The following is a 12,187-nucleotide window of genomic DNA, read 5'->3' as shown; positions in this document are numbered from 1 at the left end:
GGACTACTGGGTGATGTTGAGTGACCGAGATAGTTGAGCATTTCTACTCATTTTTGTCTCGGATGATTCACTTTTACCCCCTCAACCCGCCTATGTGCCAGTTGGGGGTGCGGAATGTGGGATATAAGCATGGGCATGGAGATGGGAAGAGGGGGAGAGGGAGAGATGGGGAGATGGGGAGGTGGGGCGATGGGGCGATCGCGGGAACCCCCGGAACCATTGGTGTCAACTTAAGACTGAAAGCCTTGATAAATGTCGCTTTTACCTAAGTCTAGATCCCCCTAAATCCCCACCCCCCCCTAGCCCCCCCCAAGGGGGGAAGGGGGACTTTGATCGGAATCTTGTCCCCCCCTTGGGAAGGGGGGCTAGGGGGGATCTGGATTTAATAGTCAAACAGCAATCTGTGACTAGGTTTGACGTTAAGTTGACACCAATGCCCCGGAACCCACCCCCGGCCCCTCCTTGGAGGGGAGGAAGAGGGGGATCTAGACTGGGGTAAAAACCAGATTTCTCAGGGCTTTCAGGCTTAAGTTGACACCAATGGGCACTGCCTTGTCCTGATTTCGGGTAATATTACCAACTAACAAATAACAACTAACAACTAACCATGCCCAATTCCCCATGCCCAATTCCCAATCCCCAATTCCCCATGCCCAATTCCCCATGCCCAATGCCCTATTCCCAATGCCCAATTCCCTATTCAGTCACTTGACTGAGCCGCCGCAAATTCAAAATATCGCTCATATTTTTAATTTGCATACAAGTGCGCTCGAACTGTTCTTTATCCTGGATATCCATGCACAAGTCAATTAAGGCTGGAAAACCGGGATAGGTTTTTACTTGAGCGCTGCGGACGTTGACCTGATTGTCTTTTAAATGCGATAATACATCATTGAAAACTCCTACTCGGTCTAGGGCTTCAATTTGAATATTAACCGCATAAGTATTCGGGCGACTGCCATTGCGAGGGCTCGCATTCCAACTCACAGGAACCAACCGATCCCCCGGCACACACTCAACGTTTACACAACCTTGTCGGTGAATAGAAATGCCACGGGTGCGAGTCACAACTCCAATAATTGCTTCCCCCGGAATTGGACAACAGCAGCCTGACAAATGGTAAAGTAATCCTTCAACACCTGCGATCGGCGATTTGTTCGGAGATGAACTCGGCACTGGTTTCGGTGGCATCATCACAGGTATTTGCGTGGGCAATTCCTGAGCTGAACCCACGGTTGCCACCTCAACTTTTTGGCGGAGTTTTACCAAATCTTGGATGCGATTTACTACCAGATTTAATGTCAGTTCACCGTAGCCTAAACCAGCTAATAAGTCTTCGACGCTGTGGTAATTGCAGCGGTGGGCTACTGATTGCATCGGTTCGGATTTGAGCAAAGATTCAAAGCCACTTTTGCCTAATTCTTTCTCCAATAATTCCCGGCCGCGGGCGATATTTTCATCTCGGTGCGATCGCTTAAACCACTGTCTAATGCGGTTTTTCGCTCCGTTTGTTTTGACAAAGTTCAGCCAGTCTAAACTGGGACTACCATTTTTTTTAGTCATAATTTCGACTATATCGCCATTCTTTAAAACTGTGTCTAGTGTCACCATCCGCCCGCCCGCCCGCGCCCCGGTGCAATGATTGCCGATTTCGGTGTGAATGCGATAAGCAAAATCTACGGGTGTGGAACCTTTATTGAGAGCAATGACATCTCCGTTGGGAGTAAAAACATAGATATCTTCGTCAAATAAGTTGTCTTTAATGCTTTCTAAATATTCCCGATCGTCTTTCAGATCGCTTTGCCATTCTAGCAGTTGCCGCAGCCAAGTAAATTTCTCGTCGTCTCCGGTGACTTTCGTATTGCTAGAACCACCTGTTTCTTTGTATTTCCAGTGGGCAGCAATCCCGTATTCTGCGATGTGGTGCATTGCTACTGTACGAATTTGCACTTCGATGGGCCGGCCGCTGGTTCCGATTACTCCTGTGTGCAAAGATTGATAGCGATTTGCCTTCGGTAAACCGATATAATCTTTAAAGCGGCCTGGTATGGGGCGGAAAGAATCGTGGACGATCGCCAAAGCTCGATAACAGTCATCATTAGTTTCGACAATTATCCGCACCGCAGCAATATCATAAAGTTGGTGAAACCCTTTTTGACTGCGCTGCATCTTCCGATAAATCCCGTACAAATGTTTGGGACGGCCGCTAAGTTCATAGCATTTTATGCCTAATTTTTCAAGTCTTTCTAGCAAACTATTTGTAACTTCTGCCAGTTGAATTTCGCGATCGGACCGTTTGACAGCCACTAAATCCTGAATTTCGCGGTAAGCATCCGGTTCCAGGTATTTAAAAGCTAAATCTTCCAATTCCCACTTAAACCGACCAATACCCAAACGATTCGCCAGGGGAGCAAAAATTTCTCGTGTTTCTAGGGCAATGCTGCGACGCTTTTCTTCTGGCAGATGCTCCAAAGTCCTCATGTTGTGCAGTCTGTCTGCCAACTTGACGACAATGACTCGAATATCTTTAGCCATTGCTAAAAACATCCGCCGAAAATTTTCAGCTTGGCGTTCAGTTTTGCTGGAAAAATTAAATTTAGAAAGTTTTGTGACCCCTTCCACCAACTGTCGCACTTCATAGCCGAACTTTTGTTCCAAGTCTTCGGCAGTCACGTCTGTATCTTCAACAATGTCGTGGAGGAAGCCTGCTGCGATCATCGCACTGTTAGCACCCATATAGCGTAGCATCCCAGCCACAGCTATCGGATGGCAAATGTAAGGTTCTCCTGACTTTCGGTATTGTCCTTCGTGCAAGTCACGGGCAAATTCAAAGGCCTGACAAATTAAGTTGTTGCCAGTGGGACAATGGGAGCTAGAGTCTGCTTCTAGGGTCGATCGGGCATTCAGGCATTCTTGTAGCCAATCGGGAACGATCGCAGGATCGATAGCAGGAGTGAGAGTTTGAGCATTCATGGTAGGCACCTTTAAAACTTACAAATACAAATGGTGAAAAGTCCACTATCGGTTCAATTGCCAAAAATATGTGTTTAGCTATACTAAACTAATTAGATGTCAGAAGTTGCAATCGCCAAAAAGAGTCAATTTTTTTTGTCAACTATAGCGATTAAATTCCATATCGTCCCCCCTCCCAGGGAGGAAAATATAGTGACACTATGGCCGCCCTTACGGGAGACCGATACTGTAGAATCAGAATATTTGGGCAGTGAGAGGTCAGACAAGGGCGATCGAGAGATGCCCTCCCGTCAAAAAAATCTCACTAACTTTAAGAAAAAATCTACTTTGATTATAAATAGAAATTTATTTACAAAATTATGATCTTGTCCGAAAATCGCTATCAGGGGTATCACAAATTAAAGCAAGCACTAGAGCAGCTCCAAAAAACTGCTGCACAGGATAATCTCGATCGAGCTGCACTGATGGCGGAATACAAAAAAGTGCAACAATTTTTCGGAAACCAAATTATGACAACCGACAACAGTGAGTTAGAGTCCTCAGAAACACCCGCAGAACAGTCCTATCTGACGGAAATTCACAAGCAACTGCGAATGTTGGGTACAGATGTCACATTTTTGCAAGCATCCCGCCAGCCAGCGACAGCGACAGCCAGACAAACTGCGGCAATGGAGAGGATTAACACGCTAATTGGCTACTGTGGTGTGCTGCTGCCCAAAAATTATGTAGCTTTAGATACCGCCCAAAAGGCAGAATTAACAACTGAGTTAACCAAGAATTGAGCAGGTAAGGAGAAATTAAAGCCGTGGAATGTCCAAAATGCAAACATCCCAACTTAGAGGGTGGCACATTAGCCGGTGCTATTTCGGTGCAATGGTGTCCCAACTGTTATGGTATCTGGATTCCAGGCCGAGAATACGAAACTTGGCAAAAAAACCAGCGCCAGTGGTCCCTCAAATCCGACAAACGGGAGACAGCCACCGTCGGCATAGAATTTACACCATCTCCCTACGACAGCAAAGCCGCCCTGTGTCCCGAAGATGGTCACTATCTGTCGCGAACAAAAGTTCCTTTTAGCAGAATACCGTTTTACATAGAGCGGTGTACGCTATGCGGGGGAATTTGGTGCGATAACGGCGAGTGGGACCTTCTCGAAAGTCTGGGATTCCACACCGAGATTGACCAAATGTTTTCTCCCACCTGGCAAGCTAAAGCCCGCTTGCAGGAACTGGCGGAAAGGGAGCGCCAAGTCCTGATAGAAAAGCTAGGTCCAGACATCGCCGGCTATGTATTGGAACTTGCAGAAGTTTTAGCAGACCATCCCCATGCAGATTGTGCGGCTACTTATATACTGCGGAAAGCTGAGTTGAAGCGAAAGGAAATTTAGTCCTTTGTTAGTTGACAGTTGACAGCGCCGCCCTGAGCGTAGTCGAAGGGTTGACTGTTAACTGTTGACTGTTGACTGTTGAGAGTAAAAAAAACAACGAATAACAAACAACGAATAACAAATAACCAATAACTAAGGACTAAGGACTAATAACTAATGACTAATGAATATTCTTTGTTTTGCGTTGAAAATCTACGAGTAGCTTATCCTCAGCGCCGTGGCCAATCCGGTTGGGCCGTTGACGGCGTTTCCCTGACACTGCAACCGGGGGAAAAGCTGGGATTAGTTGGGGAATCGGGATGCGGCAAGTCAACTTTGGGACGGGCGGCGATGCGTTTGCTGCCGGAGTCAACCCTGATTGAGGGGCAAGTTCTGTTTAGTGGAGAGTCAATATTTGAAATGAATGCTTCGCGACTCAGAGGGTTTCGGGGCGAAGCTGTGGCACTGATTTTTCAAGACCCCATGACTCGCCTCGATCCTTTGATGACTGTCGGTCAACATTGTATTGAAACTTTGCAGGCTCATCGACCGAATTTGTCAAGAAAGGAAGCTAAAAAACGGGCGATTGAAGTTTTGGAATCTGTAAAAATTCCTGCTTCTCGTTGGTCGCAATTTCCTCATGAATTTAGTGGCGGAATGCGCCAAAGAGTGGCAATTGCTTTGGCTCTTTTGCTCGAACCTAAATTAATTGTGGCGGATGAACCAACTACCAGTTTGGATGTTACTGTCGCGGCCCAGATTTTGCAGGAATTAACGCGACTTTGTGCTGAACGGGGAACGGCTATTTTGTTGATTTCTCACGATTTGGCGATGGTGGCTGAGTATTGCGATCGCATTGCGGTGATGTATGGTGGCAAAGTGGTAGAAACCGGACCAGTGGAGCAAGTTTTTCAACAACCACAACACGAATATACTCGATCGCTCTTAAAAGCAGCTTTGCACATTCAGAAGGAAGAATACAACCCCGTACCGGGAGAAGATAACCCCCCCCTACCCCCCCCAAGGGGGGAAATTCAGTCTCCCCCAAGGGGGGAAAGTCAGCCCCTCCCAAGGGGGGAAAGTCAGCCCCTCCCAAGAGGGGAAACTCAGCCTCTGCCAAGGGGGGAAAGTCAGCCCCTCCCAAGAGGGGAAACTCAGCCTCTGCCAAGGGGGGAAAGTCAACCCCTGCCAAGGGGGGAAATTCAGTCTCCCCCAAGGGGGGAAATTCAGTCTCCCCCAAGGGGGGAAAGTCAGCCCCTCCCAAGGGGGGAAAGTTCATCCCTCCCTAACCCCATGGAAGGGGGGAACGAGGAAAGCAATTCTCCTCTGTTGAGGGTGACAAATTTGCAGCAGCACTACAGTTTAGAAAGCAATTTATTAGAACAGTTATTTTCTGGGAAACGTGATGTAATTAGAGCAGTAGATGGGGTTAATTTCCAGCTAGAAAAGGGAGAAATCCTAGGGCTGGTAGGGGAGTCAGGCTGTGGCAAAAGTACATTGTCACGGACGATTTTGCAGCTAATTCCCTCGACGGGTGGCAAAGTGGAATTTCAGGGAATAAATTTGACAGCCCTGACTAGGGATGCTGTGAGGAAACACCGCCGCCAAATGCAAATGGTATTTCAAGACCCCCACGCTTGTTTGAATCCGATGATGACTGTGGGAGAAAGTATTGCTGACCCTTTATTGATTCACAAACTAGCTAATACCCGCGAAGCTAAAAGACAAGTAATCCAAATGTTAGAACGGGTGGGTTTGACTCCTGGGGAAGATTTTTGGAGTCGCTATCCAGCGGAATTGTCAGGAGGACAACAGCAGCGGGTTTCCATCGCTCGCGCTTTGATTACTCGCCCACAATTGATTATTTGCGACGAACCGGTGAGTATGCTGGATGCGAGTGTTCAAACCCAGGTTTTAGAACTGATGTTGGAATTGAAGCAGGAATTTAATCTCACTTATTTGTTTATTACCCATGATTTGTGGGTGGCGCGATTTTTTTGCGATCGCATTGCAGTGATGAATGCTGGCAAAATTGTGGAAATTGGCAAGACTAGGGATATTTTTACGAATCCACAGCACCCTTACACTCAGCAGTTGTTGCAAGCTGCTCCTTTATTGGCTCGAACCAATTGATTTTGGATTTTGAATGGGGGATTTCGGGAATTTGGCTTTAAATTAGTTAAAGTAAAGGCAGACATTTGAAATCATTCCACCGACACCAAGCACCATATGGCAGAATCTGACCTAGGCAGTTTTGCGGTGGCACCGGAAGCCTCATTCGCGATCGCAGAAGATGAAGACATCGAGATCGATCTTCCGACTTTAACTCGCTCGTCAGCATACAACAACTGGTCTGCCGACGATCCCGTCGGAGCTTTGTTCAAGGAAATGGCTCGCTATCCCCTGCTGACTGCCACCGAAGAGGTAGAATTAGCTCGTCGCGTCCAAGAATTAGTAGCCCTTGAGGAACTAGAACAGAATTTGAAGCACGAATTGGGGAGAAGTGCCACAAAAGCTGAACTCGCAGCGGCTTTGGGTTTGAGCGAAACTCAACTGCAAAATCTCCGGTATCAGTGTCAGTCAGCGAAACGGAAAATGATTAGCTCGAATTTGCGGTTGGTGGTTTCCATCGCCAAACGCTATCTGAATCGGGGCGTACCTTTTCTGGATTTAATTCAAGAAGGCGCTTTGGGTTTAAATCGAGCAGCCGAAAAATTCGATCCTGAGAAAGGTTACAAGTTTTCTACCTATGCCTATTGGTGGATTCGCCAGGGAATTACTCGCACAATTGCCAATCAAGGGCGGACGATTCGATTGCCGGTTCACATTGTCGAACAATTAAATAAGCTAAAAAGAGTTTATCGGGATGTTAAGCGCTCTCTCCAACGCAATCCCACCGAAGCTGAACTTGCTAAAGCCATGGAAGTTACTTCGGAACAACTTCGTTACCTCCAGCAAGTACGCCGACAATCTTTGTCTCTCAACCACCGTATCGGCTCGGAAGAAAGTTCGGAACTGTTGGATGTGATAGAAGATAGCGTGACGCAATCTCCTGAAGCTCAAATGAATGAGATGATGATGCGCCAAGATATTTTGGAGGTGTTGGACAATATTTTGACAGAGCGGGAAAAAGAGATTGTGGCAATGCGTTATGGCTTAGTAACCGGGGAACCTTACACTTTAGAAGAGGTGAGTAGTTTGTTCAATTTGTCCCGCGAACGAGTCCGTCAAATTCAAAATAAGGCGATGCGGAAACTCCGGCGACCTCAAGTGACAGAACGCTTAAAGGGATGGCTGAAATAAGATCATTCGGCGGTTGAAACCGCTACTACAGAAACAAAGTCCGCCTCCGCGGACTAAGAAATAATGGTATTTTGATGTTTGATTGTCACTTAATGCTGGTTTATGTCTTCTGAAATAATTTTGCGTCCAGCTACGCGGGCAGACGTGCCCGTGTTGTTTGATTTGATTAAAGCTTTGGCTGAGTACGAAAAGTTATCGGATGCTGTCACGGGCAGTGCTGTGGATTTGGAGAACCATTTGTTTGGCGATCGACCTTTTGCCGAAGCAATTTTAGCAGAGTCCGAAGGTCGAGTCGTGGGGTGGGCGCTATTTTTTCACAACTATTCTACTTTTCTGACTCAGCCGGGAATTTACTTGGAAGATTTGTTTGTCCTCCCTGAGTTTCGAGGGCGGGGAATTGGCAAGTCTTTAATAGTATATTTAGCGCAATTGACAGTCGATCGCGGCTGCGGGCGTTTGGAATGGAGTGTGTTGGATTGGAATGAATTGGCGATCGGATTTTACAAAGGCATAGGTGCTAATGTGATGCCCGACTGGCGGATTTGTCGGCTGGCGGGTGAATCTCTGGCGACTTTGGCATCAAAGTAATTCAGATCGAGCTAGGAGTTAAAAACAAGTGGCACAGGCATCTTGCCTGTGAAAAAAAAGTAAATTAGGAGAGTAAATTATGATTATTTGGGTAAACGAACAAATCGATCCATCAGGCATTCTGTATGCTTGCATTGCTTGTGTCAATGAGACTCAAGCTAAACAATGCCATGATTCTTTTGAACAAAATTTAACCCCAGAACAAAAAAAACAGGGCTGGGTTGCTACATTGCGCACTGTCAGCGCTTGGGATGAAGTACCTGTTAATGCTTTGAAATTGAATTAATCAGTGTAATTCAGTATCATTCAATTAATCTCAACTCCTCCATTAACATAGAAATCATTCATCTCTCACTTCTCTTTCTCTGCGCTCTCTGCGTCCTCTGCGGTAAAAAATATCATAAACAACCGCCAACGAAAAAACATATTGCTGTTAAAAGCAATAATTGTCCCCATGTTCATAGGATTGGCTGCTAGTTATTGCGGATTGAGTGGCGATCCGAGACTCGTGCTGGTGTTGATGTCGGGAACACCCACGGCACTTTCTGTGTAGATTTTAGCAGAAGTCTATGAACTCGATCGCGATTTGTTAGCTTGCAGTATTGCCATAACTTCTGTGGGGTTGCTGTTGATGCTTCCAGTGTGGCTAGCTTGGTTTAGTTGAATTTAGGCGATTTGTGGGAAGCCAGAAACCCGGTTTTTTGGAGTCTTGGGAAGTCAGAAACCGGGTTTCTTCAGTAAATTTCGATGAGGATGCGTAAATTATCGCAGAAACCGGTTTCTTAGATTTGGATTGCGTTACTAAAACAGGAAATAAACCCAACACTAATGATTGTTGTAAGACTTATAATACAACTATCCAATATTTTTATAGGAACAAATGAGAGGCGTAAAACAACTATTCCTAAGCAGCTTTACTATTATTACTTTGAGTTGGGTTTTCGGAACTCCCATTCACAGGATACCAGAGGCGATCGCCCAAACACAAGTTCCAATGAGACTGCAACACGCAGAAGGAACCTATGCCCTTACGGTGTCAGAAACCAATACCACAAAATCTGCTTATGGGGGTCAGTTGCGCCTCTATGACGTGCATATCGCCAAGATGTTTGAGGTGACATATGCTGATTGTCAGGAAATACCCAAAGCTGGCTTTAGGATTTGGGAATACTACGCCGGAAATGGTAGAATTAGCATGGGTTCTTTCCGAATTACCTGTCAGTTGGCTAGCGATATTGCTAATACTTATGGTTTAGGGAAACCAGAACGTACTGCGATCGAATATTCTCAGGAAGAAGCTGGGCCGCCAATATCCAGGACTCGTTCTATTCCTATTTTAGATATTAGTGGTAATAAAATTCAGCGGTGGACTAATTTTGTGCAAAGGTTTCGCCCTCAATAATGAATAGGCGATCGGGTAAAATTGATGAAAGATAAATTTCTACAAATCCGATCGCTTCTGGGTTGAGACAATTATCTAGCTGTAAGCCATAATTATTTAAAGTCTAATTATTTAGGAGGTGCGATCGTGGTTATTACTCAAACCAACCCACCAAATCTGACCGACGCGACAAAGACTCGCTTCACTCTAGATGAATATAGGGCGATCGAGGAAACTGCCCAAGAACGTCACGAATATTGTAACGGAGAAATTATCGCTATGCCCGGAGGTTCCCCCGCTCACAGCCGTATTGCCGTAGATACTACGACTTTTCTCAACGTGGCTCTCCGAGACACCAATTTTCAAACCTATAACGGCGATTTACGAATTTGGATTCCTAGCTTCAATCACGGCACTTATCCCGATGTTATGGTAATTGATGGCGAACCGGAATTCAATGGATCTCGCACCGACGAAATTCTCAATCCTTTACTGATTGTCGAGGTTCTTTCGCCATCTACGGAAGCCTACGATCGCGGTGAAAAGTTCCGAAAATATCGCTCTATTGCTAGTTTCTGTGAATATCTGCTGGTGAGTCAAACTGAACCATATATTGAGCAATATCACAATCTCGATCGCCCAAATAGCGATCGCTGGCAATGGCAAGTGTACGATGGGCTCGATCGGGCGATCGTCCTGCACAGCTTGAATATAGAGCTTCCGATGGCTGAAGTCTACCGCCGGATTAGTCTTTAAGGGCGATTTTTTCAAGTTTGAAATGAATCATGTTTAACTAAAAATATAAGTTTAGGAGAAAGCTATGGTTACTCTAATTCAACATCCAGGGCAAAACCAACTTGAAACCCCAGCAGAGGAAAAAGTCTGGACTGATGCTGAATTCATGGCACTCAACCGAGATGGACACCGCTACGAAATTGTAAATGGAGAACTAATTGACATGGGAAACAGGAGTGCAAAACACGGTTATGTTTGCAGTATCTTGATGATTTTGCTCGGTGGTTATGTCCGCATTCAAAAACTAGGCGCGATGTTCGATTCCAGCACTGCTTTCAAGATGAAATCAGGAAACAAGCGATCGCCCGATGTTTCATTCATGGCAAAAGAACGCTTGCAAGGGTTAGAAGAACTACCCGATGGCTTTTTAGAAGGTGCGCCCGATCTTGCCGTAGAAATCCTTTCTCCTAGCAATACTGTGGCAGAAATTCACGACAAACTCGTAGAATATTTTGAAAATGGAGCGCGTTTAGTTTGGGTGATTAACCCTAAAGAAAAGTATGTGTTGGTGTATCGATCGTCCCAAGAACCCGATCGCCTGCTCAAATCCGTTGACTCCCTAGATGGCGAAGAAATCGTCTCCGGCTTTACTCTTCCGGTTGCGGAGTTATTTCAAAAACTGGCGTTTTAATTAATTGGGCGATCGGGCTATAGTTCTTCATCCCAAAGTATGATAGAGTTAATGTATCAAAAAATAATTAAATACTATGACACTTGAAAATCTTGAAGCTGAGGTTCTTGCACTTCCAAAGAACTCTCAAGCAGCACTACTATCGCGACTTATAGAACACTTGTGGCGTGGTGAAATAGATCGAGAAGTTGGATCTATCGGGGGTGAGGATGCCCAAAAGCGCGATACGATAATCAATATCCGAATGAATCAACCTCAAAGCGATTTAATCGATCGCGCGGCTCAAATACAAGGAAAAAGTCCCTCAGAGTTCATGGTAGAGTCAGCTTATCAAAAAGCCCAAGATGTTCTTTTAGACCGGTGTTTTTTTGGGTTAGATGAAGTTAAATTTAAGGAATTTGTGGCATTGCTAGATGCTCAACCTATGGGAAATGAAAAGCTACACACATTACTAACAACTAAATATCCATGGGATTAGAACAAGATCGACAGCAGCTTTCTCCTCCCGAAAAACTGAATTTATCACATCAAATTGACAGCTTTAATTCAGATAACAATGAGTTAAATGAATGGTTAAAACGTCGTGCTTTAAAAAATGAGTTAGAGGGTGCTTCAAGGACTTACGTTGTCTGCGCTGGCCAAGTGGTTATTGCATATTACTGTCTTGCTAATGGCGCACTAGCACAAACTACTGCAACAGGTAGAGTTAGGCGTAATATGCCAGATCCAATTCCAGTTATAGTAATTGGAAGACTTGCAGTCGATCGGCACTGGCAAGGTAAAGGTATCGGGCGTGCTTTGCTGCGAGATGCTATCCTTCGCACTTTGCAAGCTGCTGAAATTGCGGGAATAAGGGCAATTTTGGTACACGCTATTTCGGAAGAGGCAAAGCAGTTTTATGAGAAGTGCGGGTTTACTGCTTCACCTATCGATCCGATGACACTTATGGTGACAGTTAATGATGCTAGAAATGAATTATAATTATGAGAGAGTTAATGTATCGGAAAATTATTAAATACTATGACACTTGAAAATCTGGAAGCTGAGATTCTTGCACTTCCACAAGACTCTCAAGTAATATTGCTATCTCGACTCCTAAAACACTTGGGGCGTGGTGAAATAGATCGAGAATTTGGATCGAACCCGGTTT

At 45.3% G+C, this 12,187-nt stretch carries 13 protein-coding genes; 11 read left to right on the top strand and 2 right to left on the bottom strand.

What is annotated here, in order from left to right:
- Positions 1-485: 485 nt before the first annotated feature.
- Both AAFP11_RS19025 and AAFP11_RS19020 read right to left on the bottom strand, forming a co-directional pair.
- The gene (locus tag AAFP11_RS19025) at positions 486-665 is read right to left on the bottom strand and encodes a hypothetical protein (protein ID WP_341738472.1); all 180 of its coding nucleotides are present in this window, start codon (positions 663-665) and stop codon (positions 486-488) included.
- Positions 666-696: 31 nt separating this feature from the next.
- Positions 697-2,973 (bottom strand): bifunctional (p)ppGpp synthetase/guanosine-3',5'-bis(diphosphate) 3'-pyrophosphohydrolase, encoded by a 2,277-nt coding sequence (locus tag AAFP11_RS19020; protein ID WP_341738471.1) that lies wholly within the window; start codon positions 2,971-2,973, stop codon positions 697-699.
- 359 nt (positions 2,974-3,332) lie between these two features.
- Between AAFP11_RS19020 and patD the strand changes: the two genes are divergently transcribed.
- The 11 genes from patD to AAFP11_RS18965 all read left to right on the top strand — a co-directional run bounded on the left by patD (position 3,333) and on the right by AAFP11_RS18965 (position 12,018).
- Positions 3,333-3,755 carry a heterocyst frequency control protein PatD gene (patD, locus tag AAFP11_RS19015; protein ID WP_341738470.1) on the top strand — a complete coding sequence of 141 codons (423 nt, stop codon included), beginning with the start codon at positions 3,333-3,335 and terminating at the stop codon, positions 3,753-3,755.
- A gap of 23 nt (positions 3,756-3,778) precedes the next feature.
- Positions 3,779-4,360, top strand: a complete 582-nt coding sequence (locus AAFP11_RS19010) for a zf-TFIIB domain-containing protein (protein ID WP_341738469.1) — start codon at positions 3,779-3,781, stop codon at positions 4,358-4,360.
- 156 nt (positions 4,361-4,516) lie between these two features.
- Positions 4,517-6,472, top strand: coding sequence for a dipeptide ABC transporter ATP-binding protein (locus AAFP11_RS19005; protein WP_341738468.1), 1,956 nt, complete (start codon positions 4,517-4,519; stop codon positions 6,470-6,472).
- A gap of 96 nt (positions 6,473-6,568) precedes the next feature.
- The gene (locus AAFP11_RS19000; RefSeq protein ID WP_341738467.1) at positions 6,569-7,642 is read left to right on the top strand and encodes an RNA polymerase sigma factor, RpoD/SigA family; all 1,074 of its coding nucleotides are present in this window, start codon (positions 6,569-6,571) and stop codon (positions 7,640-7,642) included.
- A 102-nt stretch (positions 7,643-7,744) separates the two neighbouring features.
- Positions 7,745-8,230, top strand: coding sequence for a GNAT family N-acetyltransferase (locus AAFP11_RS18995; RefSeq protein ID WP_341738466.1), 486 nt, complete (start codon positions 7,745-7,747; stop codon positions 8,228-8,230).
- Between the two features lie 79 nt (positions 8,231-8,309).
- A complete protein-coding gene (locus AAFP11_RS18990; RefSeq protein WP_341734958.1) occupies positions 8,310-8,516 on the top strand; it encodes a glycogen debranching protein in 207 nt (68 codons plus the stop codon).
- 594 nt (positions 8,517-9,110) lie between these two features.
- Entirely contained in the window at positions 9,111-9,632 is a 522-nt protein-coding gene (locus tag AAFP11_RS18985) for a hypothetical protein (protein ID WP_341738465.1), read from the top strand.
- A gap of 126 nt (positions 9,633-9,758) precedes the next feature.
- Positions 9,759-10,367, top strand: coding sequence for a Uma2 family endonuclease (locus AAFP11_RS18980; RefSeq protein ID WP_341738464.1), 609 nt, complete (start codon positions 9,759-9,761; stop codon positions 10,365-10,367).
- Positions 10,368-10,431: 64 nt separating this feature from the next.
- On the top strand, positions 10,432-11,037 hold the full coding sequence (locus tag AAFP11_RS18975; protein WP_341738463.1) for a Uma2 family endonuclease: 606 nt from the start codon (positions 10,432-10,434) through the stop codon (positions 11,035-11,037).
- A gap of 76 nt (positions 11,038-11,113) precedes the next feature.
- A complete protein-coding gene (locus AAFP11_RS18970) occupies positions 11,114-11,515 on the top strand; it encodes a DUF1778 domain-containing protein (RefSeq protein ID WP_341738462.1) in 402 nt (133 codons plus the stop codon).
- A complete protein-coding gene (locus AAFP11_RS18965; RefSeq protein WP_341738461.1) occupies positions 11,506-12,018 on the top strand; it encodes a GNAT family N-acetyltransferase in 513 nt (170 codons plus the stop codon). Before AAFP11_RS18970 ends, AAFP11_RS18965 begins: the two co-directional genes overlap by 10 nt.
- Positions 12,019-12,187: the final 169 nt, after the last annotated feature.

Source organism: Microcoleus sp. CAWBG640 (assembly GCF_020883015.1).
Classification (GTDB): Bacteria; Cyanobacteriota; Cyanobacteriia; order Cyanobacteriales; family Microcoleaceae; genus Microcoleus; species Microcoleus anatoxicus.
This window is presented reverse-complemented; position numbering and strand designations above follow the sequence as displayed.